The 18,463-nt window shown below is 61.1% G+C and carries 21 protein-coding genes and 1 tRNA gene; 8 read left to right on the forward strand and 14 right to left on the reverse strand.

Annotated elements, in window-relative coordinates; translation table 11 throughout:
* From RH858_RS14275 to RH858_RS14300, 6 genes are all read right to left on the reverse strand, one after another.
* Nucleotides 1–222: hypothetical protein (locus RH858_RS14275; protein WP_310562235.1), on the reverse strand; the 222-nt coding region annotated here is incomplete at its 3' end.
* A 167-nt stretch (nt 223–389) separates the two neighbouring features.
* Complete coding sequence (locus RH858_RS14280; RefSeq protein WP_310562236.1) at nt 390–1,073, reverse strand: DNA methyltransferase; 684 nt, start codon at nt 1,071–1,073, stop codon at nt 390–392.
* Nucleotides 1,063–2,685, reverse strand: a complete 1,623-nt coding sequence (locus tag RH858_RS14285; RefSeq protein WP_310562237.1) for an ATP-binding protein — start codon at nt 2,683–2,685, stop codon at nt 1,063–1,065. Before RH858_RS14285 ends, RH858_RS14280 begins: the two co-directional genes overlap by 11 nt.
* A complete protein-coding gene (locus tag RH858_RS14290) occupies nt 2,678–5,467 on the reverse strand; it encodes a hypothetical protein (RefSeq protein ID WP_310562238.1) in 2,790 nt (929 codons plus the stop codon). Before RH858_RS14290 ends, RH858_RS14285 begins: the two co-directional genes overlap by 8 nt.
* A gap of 310 nt (nt 5,468–5,777) precedes the next feature.
* A complete protein-coding gene (locus RH858_RS14295; protein WP_256288274.1) occupies nt 5,778–6,791 on the reverse strand; it encodes a site-specific integrase in 1,014 nt (337 codons plus the stop codon).
* Between the two features lie 255 nt (nt 6,792–7,046).
* Nucleotides 7,047–7,118, reverse strand: a tRNA-Ala gene (locus RH858_RS14300).
* A gap of 265 nt (nt 7,119–7,383) precedes the next feature.
* On the opposite strand from RH858_RS14300, the gene RH858_RS14305 reads away from it, so the two are divergent.
* Genes RH858_RS14305 through RH858_RS14320 form a run of 4 tightly spaced genes read left to right on the forward strand, consistent with a single transcriptional unit; the run spans nt 7,384 to nt 10,120 of the window.
* Nucleotides 7,384–7,851: a 30S ribosomal protein S15 gene (locus RH858_RS14305; RefSeq protein WP_259536307.1), complete on the forward strand. Its 468-nt coding sequence runs from the start codon at nt 7,384–7,386 to the stop codon at nt 7,849–7,851.
* 22 nt (nt 7,852–7,873) lie between these two features.
* The gene (locus RH858_RS14310; RefSeq protein WP_259536308.1) at nt 7,874–9,136 is read left to right on the forward strand and encodes an exonuclease RecJ; all 1,263 of its coding nucleotides are present in this window, start codon (nt 7,874–7,876) and stop codon (nt 9,134–9,136) included.
* Nucleotides 9,133–9,486 carry a KEOPS complex subunit Pcc1 gene (locus tag RH858_RS14315; protein WP_259536309.1) on the forward strand — a complete coding sequence of 118 codons (354 nt, stop codon included), beginning with the start codon at nt 9,133–9,135 and terminating at the stop codon, nt 9,484–9,486. Before RH858_RS14310 ends, RH858_RS14315 begins: the two co-directional genes overlap by 4 nt.
* The gene (locus RH858_RS14320; protein WP_259536310.1) at nt 9,479–10,120 is read left to right on the forward strand and encodes a 30S ribosomal protein S3ae; all 642 of its coding nucleotides are present in this window, start codon (nt 9,479–9,481) and stop codon (nt 10,118–10,120) included. The genes RH858_RS14315 and RH858_RS14320 overlap by 8 nt, the downstream gene beginning before the upstream one ends.
* A gap of 42 nt (nt 10,121–10,162) precedes the next feature.
* On the opposite strand, the gene RH858_RS14325 is transcribed toward RH858_RS14320, so the two are convergent.
* The 3 genes from RH858_RS14325 to carA form a co-directional block, all read right to left on the reverse strand.
* Entirely contained in the window at nt 10,163–10,576 is a 414-nt protein-coding gene (locus tag RH858_RS14325) for a plastocyanin/azurin family copper-binding protein (RefSeq protein WP_259536311.1), read from the reverse strand.
* A gap of 96 nt (nt 10,577–10,672) precedes the next feature.
* Entirely contained in the window at nt 10,673–11,545 is an 873-nt protein-coding gene (gene surE / locus RH858_RS14330) for a 5'/3'-nucleotidase SurE (protein WP_259536312.1), read from the reverse strand.
* Nucleotides 11,546–11,684: 139 nt separating this feature from the next.
* Nucleotides 11,685–12,746 carry a glutamine-hydrolyzing carbamoyl-phosphate synthase small subunit gene (gene carA, locus RH858_RS14335; RefSeq protein WP_259536313.1) on the reverse strand — a complete coding sequence of 354 codons (1,062 nt, stop codon included), beginning with the start codon at nt 12,744–12,746 and terminating at the stop codon, nt 11,685–11,687.
* 97 nt (nt 12,747–12,843) lie between these two features.
* On the opposite strand from carA, the gene RH858_RS14340 reads away from it, so the two are divergent.
* The 4 genes from RH858_RS14340 (at nt 12,844) to RH858_RS14355 (ending at nt 15,288) form a co-directional block, all read left to right on the forward strand.
* Complete coding sequence (locus RH858_RS14340; protein ID WP_259536314.1) at nt 12,844–13,257, forward strand: Lrp/AsnC family transcriptional regulator; 414 nt, start codon at nt 12,844–12,846, stop codon at nt 13,255–13,257.
* Nucleotides 13,258–13,329: 72 nt separating this feature from the next.
* Complete coding sequence (idi, locus tag RH858_RS14345; protein WP_259536315.1) at nt 13,330–13,941, forward strand: isopentenyl-diphosphate Delta-isomerase; 612 nt, start codon at nt 13,330–13,332, stop codon at nt 13,939–13,941.
* 161 nt (nt 13,942–14,102) lie between these two features.
* Nucleotides 14,103–14,909: an NRDE family protein gene (locus tag RH858_RS14350; protein ID WP_259536316.1), complete on the forward strand. Its 807-nt coding sequence runs from the start codon at nt 14,103–14,105 to the stop codon at nt 14,907–14,909.
* Between the two features lie 25 nt (nt 14,910–14,934).
* Nucleotides 14,935–15,288 carry a MarR family transcriptional regulator gene (locus RH858_RS14355; protein WP_259536317.1) on the forward strand — a complete coding sequence of 118 codons (354 nt, stop codon included), beginning with the start codon at nt 14,935–14,937 and terminating at the stop codon, nt 15,286–15,288.
* 19 nt (nt 15,289–15,307) lie between these two features.
* Here the strand turns inward: RH858_RS14355 and RH858_RS14360 are convergent, their stop codons facing one another.
* From RH858_RS14360 to RH858_RS14380, 5 genes are read right to left on the reverse strand one after another with little or no spacing between them, the layout of a single operon-like run.
* Nucleotides 15,308–15,781 carry a GNAT family N-acetyltransferase gene (locus RH858_RS14360; RefSeq protein WP_259536318.1) on the reverse strand — a complete coding sequence of 158 codons (474 nt, stop codon included), beginning with the start codon at nt 15,779–15,781 and terminating at the stop codon, nt 15,308–15,310.
* A 26-nt stretch (nt 15,782–15,807) separates the two neighbouring features.
* On the reverse strand, nt 15,808–16,602 hold the full coding sequence (psmA, locus tag RH858_RS14365) for an archaeal proteasome endopeptidase complex subunit alpha (RefSeq protein ID WP_310562239.1): 795 nt from the start codon (nt 16,600–16,602) through the stop codon (nt 15,808–15,810).
* Between the two features lie 4 nt (nt 16,603–16,606).
* The gene (locus RH858_RS14370) at nt 16,607–17,086 is read right to left on the reverse strand and encodes an Rpp14/Pop5 family protein (RefSeq protein WP_310562240.1); all 480 of its coding nucleotides are present in this window, start codon (nt 17,084–17,086) and stop codon (nt 16,607–16,609) included.
* Nucleotides 17,087–17,097: 11 nt separating this feature from the next.
* Entirely contained in the window at nt 17,098–17,730 is a 633-nt protein-coding gene (locus tag RH858_RS14375; protein ID WP_310562241.1) for a class I SAM-dependent methyltransferase, read from the reverse strand.
* On the reverse strand, nt 17,714–18,463 hold the full coding sequence (locus tag RH858_RS14380; protein WP_310562242.1) for an RNase P subunit p30 family protein: 750 nt from the start codon (nt 18,461–18,463) through the stop codon (nt 17,714–17,716). Before RH858_RS14380 ends, RH858_RS14375 begins: the two co-directional genes overlap by 17 nt.

Here is an 18,463-nt window from a genome sequence, read left to right on the forward strand (position 1 = left end):
GAATTTTGTTTCGAGCAATTCACGGAACCGTTCCTCCCGTCCATACGTTCGGAGAAACGCCGCATCCCCCATCCCCGTTTTCGATGCCAAACTGAGTTGATACCCGTTCTCGTCCGGTCGAACCTGGATCAAGTACTCACCATCGTAGATATTCACTTTGAATCCAGAGTCGCTATCCTCTGAAACCTTGACTTCGGGAGTTCGTGGCTGTTCCGAGGGCATCAATGACCGAAAGTGGTTCAAGAAACAGCAAAACGGTTTGCCCTTGCGGTGTGGACAGGTAGATGGCGGAATCAGGTAGATTCCATCATATGAAAAATATTCTATCCTGACAATTCCTTCCCAGTCCTATTTGATCATCGTAGAGAACTGTGTTCCTGGTTGAACAGCTATGGCATATCGTATACCAAGAAATAGGAGTGATTCTTCCGAGCGTGGACTTGCTTGTTCATCCCAACGACAGTTGGTTTCTCTTTCCTAATCTGAACGAATAGGTCACGAGTGTAGAAATCCAATTCTCTTTCGTAGTAGTTTGTTACTTGAATGTGCGCAAGTTCCTGCTTATTCGACGAGACCTCGTCCATTATTTTGATAATCAGCGTTCCATCCGGTTTCAGCACCCGCTTTGCTTCATGCCCCCCCTCAAAGTAGGTTTGAAGAACTGCTTGGTGGTATTTCCCACTGCCGTCATACGCTCGACCCCCCGAATATGTGTCGCGGAACGACTTGTGAGACCCATTCCCAGCCATGTGTTCCCGGTTCCTTCGGTAGTACCCTTCAGCGTATGGTGGGTCAAGGATCATACAATCGAGACTATTGTCTTGAATGGGGAGTGCGCAGCAATCGCCAATCATGGAAAGGTCGTCCGTCTTCGGTGTGATATCGGACGTGACCAGCTCCATACCACGGCTTTCGAGGTCAATGTCTTGCCAGAAGACACCTGTGCCGTGTGTAACATCCGCGATGCGCGCGCCTTCCTCAATATGTAGATCGAGAATACGGGGGAAGAGTTCGCTACTATCGGCTCTGTAAGCAGAGAGGATTAGATCATCGTTCTCTTCGCTATCCGTCATCTGTTGCTAAATTAGCTACCGTGTATATATTTAAACTTGCGTCACTTGACCGCTCAGGCACTTCGCCAATCATCTCGCTTACCGTCCCTGACCACGGTTCTTTGTTCGCTTCCTCAGTGATGATTTCATACATCCGCTTCCACTTCCGCGCGCTCCTGTACTGTTCTTTATCTGAGGGAATGACATTAATCAGACTACGAGGGACAACCAGTACGAGCTTCTTTTTCATCCGACTCATCGCCACATTCAGGCGTTCGGGACTCAAAATGAACTCTGCTTCACGCCTGATATAGTCCGGATCAGAAACGGTTGCTGACACGATGATGAGATCACGCTCCCCACCTTGGAACCGCTCCACCGTGTCTACCGAGTCATCATCGACACGCCCTCGGAGTTTGGTTCGGAGACGGCCGCGCTGTGCATTGTGAGGCGTCACGACACCTTTCGATTCTTTGTCTGCAGCGGCGTCCACGAGTTTGCTAATGATACCCGCCTCGAATGGGTTTGACTGTTGGCTCTCCTGCTCGTCATGGACGATTAACACCAGGGGATAACGTGGGTGCATTGCACGGCGAACTCCCGGCCGGTGCGACCCTTTGACATCTAGCTGATGATTGAGCCCAGAGCGGTATCGGATGCCATCGTCGCTGTAGATGAGTCGGCGGAGGAACTCGGCGACAACAGTATGACACCGGTACGTAATTTCGAGACGGTCAATAGGGACGAACTGTCCAGTTGGGACATCCACGAGTTCCAGATTCTCACCACCGCTGAAGTTGTCGTCTTCGCTGAAGAGCCGGAAAAAGTCCATCGTGGACAGGAACGGCGCGATCTCCTCAACAATCCGCCTGTCCTCCCGGTCCCAGTCGTGCTGTTGAACCGGGGGCATCTGCCGGTGATCGCCCGATATCAGGATCTGTGCACCCTTTGTTGTTGAGGCCCCCGGGACTAACAGATCTGGGACCGGCATCATCGACGCTTCGTCAGCAGCTAATAATTCGAAGTGGGGTTCAGTCCCGTCGTCATAGATCTTCTCAACAAGCTTGTAACCTCCCGAAGGAGTTGAGCACACCAGAATCCCTGAGTTCGTACTTCCACCAGCACCGAACGCATCGAGACTGCTCTGCCCACTCGTCAGGTCCCGCTTGATTTCCGAAATTGCTTCCTCGTCCGTATGGTAGTTGACGAACCGGGATTCGTCGTAGCGGTCTTCACGGACATCAACGTCGCGGCTAACTGCCCGGACGAGTTGTAGATCATCTAGAGGGTCGTCGTCTGTCCGTGGGCCACTCGCCCTCCATTGCTGGAGTAACGCGTCCGTTTTCTCTAAGATGGCGTTCGTTGCGCGATTGGAGGGGGCAACGACGAGTCCGCGGAAGTCTTCATTGTCGTCGAGCCTAGCGAAGGCGCGAGCTAGCAGACCATAGGAGAGGGTGACCGTCTTCCCAGTACCCGGTGGGCCTTGAAGTACTGCAAATCGCTCTGCGTACCGCTGAATGAACTGACGTTGTTTCTCGTTCGGTGAATCTAATTGGGTCTCCTCGTCAATCCACGAGAGGAATTCGTTCGCTTTCCTTCGGTTGAATAATTCAATCTCAGCGGGGCTACTCATAGCTACCCTCCATTAACTGCTCCATCGACTCGTAGATCGGCACTTCCTTCTCTTCGATGCTGTTGTACACTGTTTGACCGCTTTCAGCAGTCCATTCGTCGGTCTGCGGATCGAGAATTATTACGTCATCGGGCGCGAAGTGGACGAGATAGGGCCTTTCGCCAGCTTTGTGTTTGTCTTCGTGCCACGCTCGGTGTTCTCGGACGTAGTCGTAATCCGTATACTGGTTACTGCCGGGATGGAACCCGTGCGCAAATTCGCTCAAGTGGATCTGTATTTCCCGGTCCGGAATATCGATATCCACAACCTCGACGGGGACACCTTGTTCGATAGTCTGCGGCGTCTTATTGTCTTCGTGCATATACTTTTCACCATTCCATTCAACATGGCTCGCTATCAGACGGCTGCCCGATGTCGTCCCTTCCGAGCCCTTGAGACGGCACGAATTCGCAATCTCACTTGGATTAGCGAATTCTCGCCTGTCGTAAACTAACTCCCCATACAGCATCTGTTCCTTCTCTCCCACCTGCTCAGTCCGTTTCACACGGACAATTGCGGTTCGGCCCGTCCGGACCCTTTCTCTCGGTGACTTTGCGTAGTGTCTGAGTTCTTCTTGGCGCTGTGAGAAGTGTTCTAGGTCGATGTAGTCTTGCGATGCCTGTCGCAGGTCGCTCTCACCTAGGGTGAACGACGGCAACTCGGGTAGCGGAATAGGCTTTTTACCGAGATACGCGTTGTGGTACTGTTCATTGTTGTAACCGAGCGCGCGCTCAACGTGCTCTATCGCCCGACACAGTTCTTCTCCCAGTAGTTCAACGTCGTCCGGGGTAATTCGTCGATCTTGCTTGTCTGCGTCGTGCCAGCGATACTGCTGGATCTCGTTGATTTGCTTATCACCGCCAGCCCAGTCGAGGTCGAGTTTCCCCTGCGCAGCCCAGATATACTCCAAGGGGAATTGAGAGTCGAATCGAGCGCGGACCGGATACCAGCCATCTTCATCCTGCACCGATTGGAACGTGAACCCCTCGTCAGTTTCCTTAAACGGCAGGCGGAAATTGAAGAAGTTTGGTTTGAACGTATTGTATAGGTCGATATCGGGCTTATCTTCGCGCTCAATCTTCCATTCCCATCTGGTGAATCCACCGTCACATCCACACGTGCAGTTGTAGAAGTACGCTCCCTCAAGAACTGGTAGCAGCCCTGTGGACGTGAATTTCAACTCGTATCGCTCTCGCAGTTCGTCCTGTAGGATGCCGACCATAGGCTGGTCTATGGCTTGCCTGAGGCCGAGGAGATCACGAACCGCGCCGAGACTTTCTGAATCCCACCGCTGCATATGCCGTTTAATCCCCTCCACAAGCCAGTCACGTTCACTTCGCGTGTAGAAATAGAGGTGAATCGGGACTTCGTCTCGCCCATCGGCAACCGTTTGAATTGCCTTGAACAACTTGCGGAACGAGGTTTTCAGTAACTTTCGCTCTACCCGAAGTTTCTCCTCATCATCATCCGGAAGTGACTCTGACAGTTCGGAGAAGGTCTCAGGTTCGCCGTCGTAGTTCGTCCGCGTGACACGGCCCGCTACAAGTCCAACCGCATCACGCATGTAGTCCTGCCTAACATACAGGTAGACCCGAACCATCTCCCCCGGCTCGTACTCGATATCCCCCTTATCGTACTGGCTCTGAGTCGGTTGGTCCTTCGGTAGCGTACCATCTCCTGCTCCTTGCAGCGTCCGAAGATAGGATTTCGACTCGGTAAGTGGGTGGTCCTCGTAGAGTTCCCCAAGTACGCCCTGGGCGTTTTGAACCATATCGTCAAGTCCATCACCGATAATCGGCTCATTCATCAGATCCTGCACTTTTGCCTCACGAAGTGAGTCCAACTCTCGGTACTCCCATGGCTTCGGGTTTTGAGGTGCGCGTTTCAACGACGCGAGTTCGTCAACGGTTTCAATGCTATGCTCTTCGAGGACTCGCTGTTCGCCCTCTGTAAGGCCTAACAAGGCGAGATCAAGGTCACCAACCGCTTGCTTGAAACAATCCTCGTTATACAGGCAATAGTTGCATTTGCCCGATAACCGATAGCGGACATCGTCAGCGTCAGCTAATTCATCCATTCGCCCACCCTCCCTCAACAGGCGATTGACGTCACCCTCAACTACCCCCAGATCGTTGATGCTAGGGAATGTGCTTGGATTAGTTGCGTCGAGGGCATCCGAATCGCGGTGAACGATCCCGGCTTCGACGTTCGCATCGAAGCCACTAATAGAGAGATAGTCACGCAGCATTAACGAGTAGACTGCGGCCTGAACCTCGTGGTGTGGCTGGGTGTCTTTCGAACTCTTAATCTCCACTACATGGGCGTGTAGCCCGTCGCCTTCGGGCCAGAAGGCAATGAGATCGGAGTTCCCTGTAACGGGCCAAGCACCGATACGGCGGCGGAGTGGTGCTTGGTATACGAGAACCATCCCGTCTTCTTCAAGTGCAGTCGTGGCAGCCTGATCGATCTTCTCACGGATTGTATTCAAGGAATCAGAGAAGTCATCGGGAAGTTCCCATTCTCCCTTCTTTTCGGCGTCGATGAATGCGGCAGCATCCGACTTGAGTTGTGAGAGGATTTCCTGTTCGAACCGCTCGCCGTGTTCCGATAGGAGGACGCTCAATTCCTCCTCCTTCCCCTCGACTGGCCCCATACTCTTTACAAGATAATTAGCGCACTCCTCGAAACCGATATAGAGACTAATGCTTGACGCGGTTATCGGATTCCGGGAACGATCAATCACGGATTTCGTTTCAAATGATTACGACTTAAACCCTCGCTGTAACCTGAACGTGGTCCGTAACTACACTCTCCTAAATGACTGCTATCATTTCCTTGATACTCACCTTTCGGATATCGCTTGAAAAGACGCAGATACGGACTAATTAGCTGATGCAGAACGATCATCGGGGTCAGGTCACTGGAGGAGATCTGAACCTTCGTAGATCAAGGGGCGGCTATCCAATAGTGGGTTCTCTTAGAATGCAGTTGATCTAGCCTAAACAAATGAGAAAATCCGTCCACTATTCTACTGTGTTTACCAGGAAGCCGGTCTAGAGATCATCCAGATATTCCCTCCGTTGCTCCATCTTTTCACGTTCAGTACGTCGGTCGTAGTGCTGCTCGATCACGCGTTGACTTACATTTGCACGGTCGCTGACGACCTTGTCCGGCATATCGCTGTTCAGGCTGTGGGTTATGCTTCCTCGACGAATGGCGTGTGGGCTCACACTCGACGGACATCGGTAGGCAGTGTCCCGCTCTACTGCTGAACACTCACCGAGGCCGCGGTCGTGGGGACACTCGGTGCTATAGACACACGGACGTGTCCAGCGGTACACGTAGGCGCGCAGCGTCGTCTTATTCGTCCGTCCTTCCCGCGAGGCCAGCAACGGTTCTCGTCCGTACTCGTCGGTGACTGACGGTCGCTTGGTTTCGAGCCAGTCATCGAGGAGGTCACAGACTTGGTCTGACAGCGCGACCATCCGTTCACCCTCTCCCTGGTTTTTGATCGGGGTGCCGGTGTCCGGTCGATGACGGACCTTGATGCACTGCTCGTCTGAGGCGTAGTCGTCAACGTCTAGTGCGTGAACACCGCCGACGCGCATCATCGTGTGCCACATCAGGGCAATCGAGACGTGCTGGATGCTCGCATATTCGTACTTCTCCAGATGCGCGAGCACCTTCGAAGCACTGTCACTGTCCAACATTACGTCCCGAGAGTTCTCATCAGGAGTGATCGCCGGAGACAGCACCTTCTGACTCAGGTCCTGTTCTACGCCGTCGATAGACTCTAGCCACCGGATGAACACGCGAAGGGTATCCATCTGGGTCTTCTCACTGACTTTGTTCAGGTCGCCATCCTCGCGCCGCCAGAGCCGGTACTTGTGCAGCTGGCGGCCGCTAAGGGTGTTGAGGTTCTGTATCTCTTCTACCTCGTCACACCAGCGGACGAAGTGACCGAGTCGGTACTTGTGGCCCTTCAGCGAGGCCTCCGATAATTCGTTTCCTCTGTCAGCGAGGTACAGTTCGAGCGCGGTTTCTGCGTCGATTGGTTCGAGACTCATGGTTGGTCTTCTCCGGTCAAGCGAACCCCATGAGTCCCGGCTACTGCACGTTCCGAACCAACGGCTACAACGCTCGAAATCGCCAAAAGGACGGGTTGTCACGCCGCGTGACCAGGGCCTGCAGATTTGAACCCGGAGGAAGACGGTCGCTCACTCCGTTCTCGCTGCGTCTTCCAGGGCTTCAAATCCACGCGTCCGCAAGGCGGACGCTCGGCTCGTCCATTCTCGCTCCCTCGTAAAACTCGGTCGCTCCGATGGACTCGCCGGGATTTGAACCCGGGGCCTCTCCCATGCCAAGGGAGTGATCTACCACTGATCTACGAGCCCCCGTACGCGACCGAACGTATCCCGGTTACGCTAATAAGGCCTTCGAATCGCCCGAACCTCCGATACCGATTCCAAACCGACCGGGGATAGAAACCCATTAAACCCTCCGCGTCCACCTCACAGTTGGGAACAGCACGGCCGCAAATCTGACTCGCCCGTACGGGCTTGGGATTGCGGAAGTGCATCGAGAGCTCCCGGCGGACCCACCAGTTCGTCGCGGAGTAGTCGGTGTTTCGCCTTCTGCGGCCGGCGTTCCAATCAGACAATGGCACGAATGCACACACGCCGACGCGGCTCGTCCGGTTCGGACAGGCCCGTCGCAGACGACCCACCGGAGTGGAGCGACGTCGAACCAGACGCGATCGAGGAGCGCGTCCTCGAACTTGCAGACCAGGGGCACGATCCCAGCCAGATCGGCATGAAACTGCGCGACGAGGGCGTCAAGGGCGTCCCAGTCCCCGACGTGAAACTCGCGACCGGCAAGAAGCTCACCGAGATCCTCGAGGAGAACGACGCCGACCCGGAGCTCCCCGAAGACCTCCGGAACCTGATGGAACGTGCCGTCCGCCTGCGCGAGCACATGCAGGAAAACCAGCAGGACCACAGCAACAAGCGGGCGCTTCAAAACACCGAAGCGAAGATCCGCCGCCTGGCTAACTACTACCGCGGCGACAAGCTCGAGGAAGACTTCAAGTACAACTACGAGAACGCCGTCGAGCTGCTCGAAGAGTAACCCGAGACGACTCCCACCACCAATGTCCGGAACCGACGCGGTCGGTCCGTCCGCCGACGCGACAAGCGTCGCCGCTACCGTCCGGGAGGCATCGTTCCTGACGCTGCTTTCCGACACTGACGGCGATGCGATCGCCGCTGCGGGACTCATCGCAGGCGCCGCACGGACCGCAGGGATCCCGTTTCAGGTCAGGTCGACCGACGACCCGAACGGCCTGCTTTCGACGGGACTCCCGAACGACGGCCCGGACGAGCGGACGCTGGTTGTGGGACGCGAGTCGGCGATCGCCGACGCGTCCCTGCCAGGGAAGGTGTCGACAGCCGACGGGGAATCCGCTAGCGCGTCCGCCTACCGGACGGCAATCGAGCTCGACGACGATCCCGATCCGGTGCTCGCGCTCGCAGGCTCGATCGCGGCCGGGGCGGTACCCGGAGACGACGGCACCGCGGCGATCCTCGAACGCGCACGGGAACGGGACCGCCTCGAACAGCGACCCGGCGTCGGGCTGCCGGTTCGGGAGCTCACGGACGGGCTCGGCCACTCTGTGCAGTTTCTCGCCCCGTTTTCGGGTGATCCCGATCGGACCGCGGAGATCCTCGACGAGTGGGGACTCCCGACGGACGCCGATGCGGGAGAGCTGGAACCCGGCCAGCAGGAACAGCTCGCCTCACTGCTCGCAATCGAGGTGACGACCGCCGAGGGGGCGGTCCCGGAGGCGGCGGCCGCGATCGAGACAGCGTTGCGACCGTACGCGATCGACGGCCCGTTCGAAACGCTAGCCGGCTATGCGGAGGTACTCGACGTGCTGGCCCGCGAACGACCGGGAACCGCGATCGCGATCGCACTCGATCGCGACGACCGAGAAGGGCCGAACAGCTCGAACCGATCTCCCCAGCTTCGCGAGAGCGCACTCGAGGCGTGGCGCGCCCACGCTCGAGGAACCCATCGAGCGATCGACGCCGCGACCACCGGGCGATACGACGGCTCGCTGCTCGCGCGCGTCGACGCCGACCCGGCCGTGCTGCCGACGATCGCCAGACTTCTGTGCGACTACCGGTCGCCGGAGCCGGTCGTGGTCGTGATCCAGCAGGGCGCGGACGGTGCCGGCGGAGCAGCCGCCGGGGCGAACCGGGATCCCGGGGGAGGTGGGCCGGCGCTCGGCGAGGCGTTCACGGACGTGGCTGCCGAATTCGACGGCACCGGCTCGGGAACGACCACAATCGCGACTGCGAGGTTCGACGGTGACCCCACCGAGTTCGCGGCCGCCATCAGGGAACAGCTATGACAGGAAACACCGCCGACGTCGACACCGAATGGGACCGCGGGGATCACCGCCGGTTCGCGCGGATCGAGACGGCACACGACGATCCAACGGCCGTCGCGGCCGCGGTCGCGCCGGACAACACCGCCGACGTCGACACTGAGGCGGTCGAATCCGACGGCGTGGTTCGAACCAGAATCCGGCGGGAGACGACCGGCGGGCTCCAGTCGACGGTGGACGACTACGTCGTCAACCTGATCGTCGCAGAGCGGCTCTCCGGGATCGCCGCCGACCACGCCGACGCCCTCGGCTATGACGGAAACAGCACCGACAGACGAACACGACACGAGACAGACGACACACATCATGAGTGAACGATCAGTAAGCAAGCAGAAGCGAGGTAAGCGATGGTACACCGTGATCGCGCCCGAGCAGTTCGACCGGGCGGAGATCGGCGAGACCGTCGCGGAGGAACCGGACATGGTCATCGGACGAACCATCGAGACGACGCTGGGCGACATCACTGACGACGCCGGCGCGAACAACACGAAGTTGACGTTCAAGATCACGGATGTCGGCTCCGACTCGGCGTATACGGAGTTCGTCAAACACGAGCTCACGCGGGACTACCTGCGATCGCTCGTGCGTCGGGGCGCATCGAAGATCGACGCGTCGATCACGGTGCTCACGACCGACGACTACCGACTGCAGGTCCAGCCGGTCGCGTTTACGACCAAGCGTGCGGACCGCTCCCAGGAGGAAGCGATCCGCCGGATCATGATCGATCAGGTCGAGGCAGCCGCCGAAGACCGCACGTTCGAACAGTACGTCGACAGCATTGTCGAAGGACGTCTCTCCTCGGCGATCTACGGTGACGCGAAGGAGATCTACCCGCTTCGTCGCGTCGAGGTCCAGAAGCTGACGCTCGAGGCGCGTCCCGAGGAAGTCGCCGCAGAAGAGGAAGCCGCCGTCGACGTCGACGCCGAAGACGTCGCCGTCGACGAGTAACCCTCGAGGATCTGCCGCAGACGAACATTCTTCGAGTCACTGTCAGTCTTCGACGAAGACGCGGCCGGTCATGCCTCCAGTTTCGTGGGGAACACAGACGTATCCGTACTCTCCCGGCACCTCGAACGTGTGCGAGAAGGTGTCGCCCGATTCCATGATCCCGCCGTAGTCGTCCCACCACTCCTGACGGGCGGTCAACTCGTCGTCGTAGCCCCCGCTTGCGAAGTAGTCCGCGTCCTCGGGGATGAGGTTCTCGTAGGCGGTCACGGTGTGGGCCCGCGCGCTGGTGTTTTTCCACACCACCGTCGTTCCCACTTCGACGATCAGCTCCTCGGGAACGAACTCGGTTGCGGTCATCCCGACGTCGTACTCTTCGTCGCCCAGCACGCTCGAACAGCCCGCAAGACCCGTAACCGCGGCGGTGCCAGCGGCCGCGAGAACCCGACGCCGCTTCATAGCGATCATTCGGGGCGTCACGGATAAAGGGTTCGCGGTTCAGCCGGATGGATCCCTTCGGTCCTCACGGGACCCCCGAACTGGCGGAACAACGGCCTAATCGCTCGCAGCCGGTTCCTCGGGATCCAGCGAGAACGTCTCCCCGACCATCTCCGTCGAGACGGGACGGCCGACCGACAGCGGCGAGACCGAAATCTCCCCGTCGACGGCCGCCCGACGGTCGGTCCCCACCGGGTCGGGAACGTCGAGGTTCAAAAACGAACGCCAGAACCGGTCGCGAAGTTCGATTCCCGCCTCCCCGCGTGCAGTCACTTCCGGATCAGTCGGATCGACGGTCGTCACGTCGTATCCGGTCGCCGGTCGGGTAAACCTCATCGGCGGGAAAGCCGACTCCGGCCACCCGTCTTCACCCCTGGGGTTGCCGAGGGTTCGTGCGGAGTCGGGGGCAGGTACGTTCACGTTCAGGTAGTCGGCTCCCTCGATCGGACCCGTAGAGAGCCACCGGTCGACAAGCCGGCAGGTGACGTCGGCGGCGACCGCGAAGTCCTCGACCGACGGGACCGCGTTCGTCGGCGGCAGATCGGAGAGATCGTACAGCGACATCGCGATCCCGGGAACCGAAAGCAGTGCCGCCTCGTGGGCTGCGCCGACCGTTCCCGACCGACCGAGGATGTGTGCACCGATGTTCGGTCCGTCGTTGCAGCCGGACACGACAAGCGACGGTTCGAGTTCGAGCCCGGCGAACGCGAAGGCCACGCAGTCGGCGGGCGTCCCCCGGACGGCGTAGCCGAGCTCGTGGTCGTCGTACTCGAGGGTGGTCTCCCACCAGGTGCGAGCGCCGCCGGCGCCGCTTTGGTTCGTGGCGGGCGCGACGACCGTCACGTCGTACTCCGAAGAGAGGGCGTCGTACAGCGCCCGAATCCCGGGCGCGTCGATCCCGTCGTCGTTCGTGAGCAGGAGTTCGGTCATACCTGTAGCTGTCGCCGGACGGTGATAGATGCACCGAGAACGGTTGGACGGGACGCCGATGCCGAGAGGCGCCGCTGCGGGAAACGAAACGAACGAAGCCTCACACCAACCTCAATCTACCGACCTCAATCTACCGACCTCAATCCGCTGCAACCGGCACTCGACGCTCCGCCAGCTCGAGTACGTCGTCGAAAAAGCCCAGCGAGTCGTGCGGTCCCGGGTTGGCCTCGGGGTGGTACTGACGGGTGATGACGTCCGACTCGGCACACTCCAGCCCCTCGACCGTGCCGTCGTTGACGTTCACCTGCGTCACTTCGAGGCTGCCGACCTCGTCGACGGTGTAGCCGTGGTTTTGAGTCGTCATCACGACCTGGTCGGTGCGGAGGTCGCGGACGGGCTGGTTGACTCCACGGTGACCGAACGCCATCTTCTCGGTGGTGCCGCCGAACGCCCGGGCGACGATCTGCTGTCCCAGGCAGATCCCCGCGATCGGGACGTCGCCGACGAACGACTCCACGAGCGACTGGGCCTGCTCGAAGTTCGCGGGATCGCCCGGCCCGTTCGAGACGAACAGCAGATCCGGATCCACCGCGGCGACCTCCGACTCGCTCGCGTCGTACGGGAGGACGTGGACGTCCGCACCGCGGGCGGTAAGCGACTCTATGATCGATCCCTTGACGCCACAGTCGACGAGCGCGACGTCGTACTCGCCGCCTCCATCGTAGGTCGTCGCCGAGGGAACGCTCACTTGTGAGCCGATATCTACGTGATCGCTCATCCCTTTCGCGTTCGCGAGCTCCTCGCGTGCGTCCGCCGGAGTCGCGTCCGGTCCGGCGGCGATCCCGCACCGCATCGCCCCTTCTTCCCGGACGGTCGTCACCAGTTCCCGCGTGTCGAGGTGGTCGATCGCCGGCACGCCCTCGTCTGCGAGCCACGCCGCCGCCTCGTCGGTGAACTCGCGGGCGATCGCAGCACGGGGGTGGACGCGGTCGGACTCGAACCGCTCCGCTCGGACGCCGTAGTTTCCGATCAGGGGGTACGAGAACGTGAGGATCTGCTCTTCGTACGAGGGGTCAGTGAGCGACTCCTCGTACCCCGTATAGGCAGTCGTAAACACCAGTTCGCCACGGGTGCGCCCCGGCGCACGAGCACGTGCTTCGAACACGCGTCCGTCGGCCAGCGCGAGGTAGGCGTCCGACATTACGAGATACGAATGGACTCCCGGGTAATAAGTGCGTCGTTCGAAGCGACGTTACGAAATTCGTAATCGGTAAGGGACTGGAAATACATTTTCGTACATGGACGACCTCGACCGTCGCATCCTGAACATCCTCCGGCGGGACGCTCGAACGCCCTACACGGAGATCGCAGAGTCGGTCGGAACCTCTGAAGGAACCGTCCGCAACCGGGTCGAACGCATGACCGAGGAAGGAGTAATCGAGCGGTTCACGGTTACGACCCGGACGGGGAACGTGAAGGCGATGATCGAGATCTCGGTGGCGATGGACGTCGACACCGCCGGCGTCTCCGAACGGATGGCCGACTGGGCGGAGGTAGACTTTGTCTGGCAGGTGTCCGGGGAGGAAGACGTCGTGTTGATCGTCGACGCCGTCGACACGCGCGCGGTGAACGAACTGATCTCTCAGGCCCGGGAGATGGACGAAGTGAAAAGTACCAAGACGCGGCTGATTCTCGACGAGCGGCTGGGATAGCCGATCCGCTCACCCCTGGAACCCGGAGCAGACACCGAACCCTTATTGTGTCCGCTGTCCGTCACGGCGCACATGAGTTCCGAGCAGACGGACGCCGAGAGTGGCGCCGACTCCGGTGGCGCGGACAGCCGTTCCGGCGACGAGCCGGTCCACGAGAACGCGCGACAGGACGTCATTGCGGTCGATGCGGACGACAGTGCTACGGGGACGGTCAACAGACTCGAAGCACACACCGGGGACGGCGTCCGACACCGGGCGTTTACCTGCATGGTGTTCGACGGCGAGGGGCGGATCCTGCTCGCACAGCGGGCTCCCGAAAAACGACTCTGGGACACCCACTGGGACGGAACGGTCGCCTCACACCCCGTCGAAGGGCAAAGCCAGAAGGAAGCGACGAGACAGCGCCTCGAGGAGGAGCTCGGCGTGACGCCGGACCAGTACAGCGATCTCCGTGTCACCGACAAGTTCGAGTACAAACGCTACTACCCGAACCAGGGCGTCGAGTGGGAGGTGTGTGCCGTGTTGCAGGTCACCCTCGAGGACACGACGCTGTCGCCGGACGACGCCGAAATCGGCGGGCGGATGTGGGTCGACTACGAGCACTTCCACGAAAACCCGAAACTGTACCGCCAGCTCAGGCTGTGTCCCTGGTTCGAGATCGCCGTACGTCGGGACGTCGCCTGATACTGGTTATTGTAGTGATTGACCGGACGATCGGCCACCGGATGGGCCGATCGTCCGGTAACGGCCGAGAATAATCATTATGAAAGCGCCGAATAAAGCGCCCGGAAGCGGTCTCTCTGTGCCTATTGGCTTTTATAAGTAGTGCCGTCGTACCCCGACCCGTGTGTACCCTGACACTCGCCTGGCAGGTGTTCCCCGACGCGCCCATCGTCGCGGCGGCGAACCGGGACGAGGCGACCGACCGCCCGTCATCGCCACCGAAGATTCGTTCGGACGGGATCGCAGCGTCTACGGGCGAACCCGGTCCAGCCGTGCTCGCGCCGGTCGACGACCGGGCTGGGGGAACCTGGATCGGCCTCAACGATCGGGGGGTGTTCGCTGCGATCACTAACCGCTGGAACGCGTCCGACCTGAAGGGGGACCGTTCGCGGGGGCTTCTGGTAGCGGACTGTCTCCGTTCGGATTCGGCAACGGACGCGGCGAGACACGTCGAACGGGAGCTCGACCGGACCGCATACGAGGGATTCAACCTCGTTCTCGCCGACGCCGAGAGCGCTCATCTCCTGGAGTGGACCGGCCGCTTCCAGGTTCGCAGCTTCGCTCCCGGCGTTCACGTCGTCGTCAACGTCGGCGCGGACGGGGTCTACGAGATTCCCCACGAGCGTGCCGAACTCGGTGAAACGCAGGCGCAAAACGCCGACGAACTCAGAGCTCGCCTCCAGCCCGAGCCGGGAGAGACGGCCGACCGCTGGCTCGACCGGGCGGGCGGAGCCCTCGGGGATCACGAGGCGGGAGTCTGCGTACACGGCGACGGCTTCGGTACCCGGTCGTCGTCACTGGTTCGGCTTTCGAGCGACGGCGACGTACGGTACGACTACGCCGACGGACCCCCCTGCGAGACGCCCGCAGAACCGGTCGACCTCGACGGGACGTTCACGATCGAAGCAGAGCGAGAGAGCAGGTTTTAAGCGACTCGCAGGCGGGTGTACGTGTATGAGCGTCTCCGAGGAGGAAGCTGAACTGTCGGCCGACGAGCTCGCTGGACTCGAGCTCGTCCGAGAGACCGGGGGAATCCACCAAAGCGACTTCTGGAAGGAGCTGGACATCTCCTCGCGGAAGGGAAGCCGGATCGCGGACAAACTCGAGAGTACGGATCTCATCGAGCGGGAAGAAACCGTCTACCAGGGACACAACACCTATCTCCTCCGACCCACGGCGCGCGACCTCGACTTCGAGCTTTTGATGGCAGGCGACATGCTCTCCCCGTTTATCGGCGAAGAGGAGGTCAACCCGCAAAGCGACGCCTTCTCGCAGTGGTTGATGAACCTCGCGTACGAGGAGTCCTGAAACGGGACGCCGGCGGACCTCACTCAATGTAGCGTCCCATCCCTTTCGACCCCGGAGCGACGGGTTCGAACCCCCACTGTTCGTAAAACCCGTCGACGTCGGCGATCAGGTTCACGTACGCCCCCGTGGGCGCAGTCTCCTCGAGGTACGCCATCAACCGATCCATGATTTCCGTCCCGATCCCGTTGCCCTGGTGGTCGGGATGCACCGCCACGTCCGAGATCTGATACACTGCGCCGCCGTCGCCGACGATCCGCCCCATCCCGACGGTCGCCCCGTCGTTGCTCTCTTCGTGAACGTCGTCGGTAGTTGCGGTGCGTTCGGATGTGCCGTCGACGGTAACAACGACCCCGTACAGGGTGCCCGGCAGCCCGCGCCGGGCCGACTCGACCGTGCGGGGCGTCATCCCGGAACGGCGGCGGAGTTCGGTGAACCGTTCGGGGGAGGGCGTGCCGGGTTCGAACGCGTACGCGTCCGTTCGGTCGGCGACCATGTGGGGCGGATGAGGTGAGCGGGCCGTTACTGCTCGGTGTCGTCGCTTTCGTCTGTGTCGTCTTCGCCTGCTTCTTCGTCGTCTTCGTCGCTTGCAAGCAGATCGTGCTCCTCCAGAATCTCCTCGATCTCCTCGGGCGACCGATCGTGGAACTGTTCGTCCTCGACCGAGACGGTCGCGACGCCGACGCCCTCTGGCGTGAGCCCCTCGTCGTTGCTCTCGGCGATCGCCTCGAGCGCGAGACCGATCCCCTCCTCGAGGGTGATCTCGTCGTGGTACCGCTCCTCGAGGAAGTTTCTGATCTCCGACCGGTTCGATCCGATCGACAGCGCCTTCCACTCGTAGGGTGTCCCGGAGGGGTCGGTTTCGAACAATCGGGGTTCGCCGTTGGAGACTCCGCCGATGATCAACGCGACGCCGAACGGGCGCGCGCCGCCGATCTGGGTGTACTGCTGGATGTGGTCGGTCACCGTTTTCGTCAGGGTCTCGATGCCGACCGCTTCGCCGTACCGGAGGTGGTTGATCTGGGCGAACCGCCGGGCGAAGTCGATCAGCTGCCGGGCGTCGGCGACGTGACCCGCCGAAGCGATTCCGACGTGGTCGTCGGCCTTGTGGATCTTCTCGATGCTCGCCGGCTCCATCAGCGAGGAGCGCGGGCGTTTGTCCGCCGCGAGCACGACTCCGTCGGCCGTCCGGATGCCGACGCTCGCGGTGCCTCGCTTGACCGCCTCGCGTGCGTACTCGACCTGATAGAGCCGTCCGTCCGGCGAGAAGATGGTGATCCCGCGGTCGTACGCCTGCTGTTGGGCTTGTCCCTGCATAGTATCACTCGAAATCGAGTCCCGTCGCGCCCACGAACCCCTCGTCGGTCCGGACGTCGTACGCCTCGTCGCGTTTCCACGCGGACCGACGCTCGTTCGCGAACGCCACGTCTCTCTGGTTGGTTTTTCCGCCCGCACGTCCTAAATACCTTTCCGAACACGCCCGGACTGTTCCCGAAACGCCCCGCACGCGGATGCCGACCGGCGCCCCGCCGATCTCGTCCACGCAGGCGATCGCCGCCCTGGCGGGGTCGACCTCGCCGCGCCGAACGCGAACGACCGCTTCACCGTCGCCGTCGGCGAACCGGAACGCGAACACTCGGAGGTCGGCGTCTGCGCTCCCCGGATCCCCCAGAAGGTTGCCGGCAGCGTACCACAGTTCGCGCTGGAACGCGCCCCGGTCGATCGAGGCGTCCGGCCACGACTCGATCCCGACAGCGAGATACCGCCACCGTGGCTGGAGATGTTTCGGGAGGTGCTTCATCGATTACTCCCTCACACCAGTGTGCCGTCGGGCTCGCCGTCCCCGGCGTACTCGCCGACGAGCACGCCCACCTGTGGATGGACGTGCTCGACGGCGGTGATCGCGAACCCCGCGTCGGTGAACGCGTCCGCGAGAACACCCACCGTCGCCGGGTCGTCCACCTCCGGGCTGTAAAACGGTTCCTCGGGGTCGGGCTCGCCGAAGAACATCACGTCGCCGAGGACGAACCGCCGGGGTTCGAAGCCGGCAACGACCTCGATCGCCTCTCGCTTCTCCTCGTCGGCGAGGTGATGCAACGCGAAGTTCGAGGTGACCACGTCGGCGGGGCCGTCGTAGTTCGGCTCCCGAAACGAGCCGGTACCGAACGAGACGTTATCGAGGCCGGCTTCCTCGCGTTTCCGCTCGGCCTGACCGAGCATGCCCTCGCTTATGTCCCGACCGACGACCCGGCCGGCGTCGGGAGCAATCGCCAGCGCGATCGCGCCGGTGCCGGTTCCCAGATCCAGGACGACGTCGCTCGATCGGGGCGCCGCGTGCTGGATCACCAGATCGGCGCAGGCGCGGTACTCCGGGGAGTTCGAGTCGTCGTACTCGTCGGCCTTCCGCGAGAAGCGCTCGGCGTGTTCCTCAATACTCCGTTTCATATCTCCCACGTTCGATCCCCTCCCCAATGAACGACTCGGAGAGCCGCCGGCGGTTCCGATCTGCGATCTCGCCCCAGCGCTCGAGTCCCTCGCGTATCGCCCCCTCCTCGAACCCGATCTGTACACCGAGTGCGCACAGCTCCCGAACCGAACGCACTCGGAGGTGGGAGTCGGGACGGACACTCACGACGAACGGCGCCCCGTAGTGCTCGATCAGCTCCCGCAACTTCCGGAGCCGCCCGAGGGCCCGAACCCGGCGACCGCCGGAGAGCCGGACCACTGGAGAGAGGTCGTACTCGATGGCGACGTCGTTGTCGCGGGCCGCCTTCACGAGCACGTGATTTACGTCACCTCCCTCGGTCCCGCCAGCTCCGTCGTCGCCGAACGGCCGGGAGAGAACGTCGACCCGGGAGTCCTCGAGCGCGGCGCGGTTGACACCGGAATCGCCGCCGCGAACGATCACCACGACCGTTCGATCCCGAACCGATGAGACGAGCCCGCCGACCCGCGTCGACGAATCGGGAACGATTTCGACGCCGGAAACGACGTCGACGCCGTACGGATCCGATCTCTCGGAGTCAGGGGCCGGTAGAGTCGGGCTCCCGTCGGAACGACCCATCTGCGACCGCAGGATGACCCCACCGTAGCCGTACTCCCCAGCGGTTTTTGCGAACCTGTTCGCGGTGGCGTTCCCGTCGGGGTACGGGAGCACCGCCTCGTACGGTTCGCTCAC

Source organism: Halalkaliarchaeum sp. AArc-GB (assembly GCF_031432225.1).
Taxonomy (GTDB): Archaea; Halobacteriota; Halobacteria; order Halobacteriales; family Haloferacaceae; genus Halalkaliarchaeum.

What these genes read in the sequence shown, in the direction of transcription:
- RH858_RS14280 (WP_310562236.1), bottom strand. Translation starts at nt 1,073, where the DNA reads ATGACGGATAGCGAAGAGAACGATGATCTAATCCTCTCTGCTTACAGA.
- idi (WP_259536315.1), top strand. Translation starts at nt 13,330, where the DNA reads ATGAGTTCCGAGCAGACGGACGCCGAGAGTGGCGCCGACTCCGGTGGC.
- RH858_RS14370 (WP_310562240.1), bottom strand. Translation starts at nt 17,086, where the DNA reads ATGAAGCACCTCCCGAAACATCTCCAGCCACGGTGGCGGTATCTCGCT.
- RH858_RS14375 (WP_310562241.1), bottom strand. Translation starts at nt 17,730, where the DNA reads ATGAAACGGAGTATTGAGGAACACGCCGAGCGCTTCTCGCGGAAGGCC.
- RH858_RS14340 (WP_259536314.1), top strand. Translation starts at nt 12,844, where the DNA reads ATGGACGACCTCGACCGTCGCATCCTGAACATCCTCCGGCGGGACGCT.
- RH858_RS14315 (WP_259536309.1), top strand. Translation starts at nt 9,133, where the DNA reads ATGACAGGAAACACCGCCGACGTCGACACCGAATGGGACCGCGGGGAT.
- psmA (WP_310562239.1), bottom strand. Translation starts at nt 16,602, where the DNA reads ATGCAGGGACAAGCCCAACAGCAGGCGTACGACCGCGGGATCACCATC.
- RH858_RS14360 (WP_259536318.1), bottom strand. Translation starts at nt 15,781, where the DNA reads ATGGTCGCCGACCGAACGGACGCGTACGCGTTCGAACCCGGCACGCCC.
- RH858_RS14305 (WP_259536307.1), top strand. Translation starts at nt 7,384, where the DNA reads ATGGCACGAATGCACACACGCCGACGCGGCTCGTCCGGTTCGGACAGG.
- RH858_RS14310 (WP_259536308.1), top strand. Translation starts at nt 7,874, where the DNA reads ATGTCCGGAACCGACGCGGTCGGTCCGTCCGCCGACGCGACAAGCGTC.
- RH858_RS14285 (WP_310562237.1), bottom strand. Translation starts at nt 2,685, where the DNA reads ATGAGTAGCCCCGCTGAGATTGAATTATTCAACCGAAGGAAAGCGAAC.
- RH858_RS14320 (WP_259536310.1), top strand. Translation starts at nt 9,479, where the DNA reads ATGAGTGAACGATCAGTAAGCAAGCAGAAGCGAGGTAAGCGATGGTAC.
- RH858_RS14355 (WP_259536317.1), top strand. Translation starts at nt 14,935, where the DNA reads ATGAGCGTCTCCGAGGAGGAAGCTGAACTGTCGGCCGACGAGCTCGCT.
- carA (WP_259536313.1), bottom strand. Translation starts at nt 12,746, where the DNA reads ATGTCGGACGCCTACCTCGCGCTGGCCGACGGACGCGTGTTCGAAGCA.
- RH858_RS14295 (WP_256288274.1), bottom strand. Translation starts at nt 6,791, where the DNA reads ATGAGTCTCGAACCAATCGACGCAGAAACCGCGCTCGAACTGTACCTC.
- surE (WP_259536312.1), bottom strand. Translation starts at nt 11,545, where the DNA reads ATGACCGAACTCCTGCTCACGAACGACGACGGGATCGACGCGCCCGGG.
- RH858_RS14325 (WP_259536311.1), bottom strand. Translation starts at nt 10,576, where the DNA reads ATGAAGCGGCGTCGGGTTCTCGCGGCCGCTGGCACCGCCGCGGTTACG.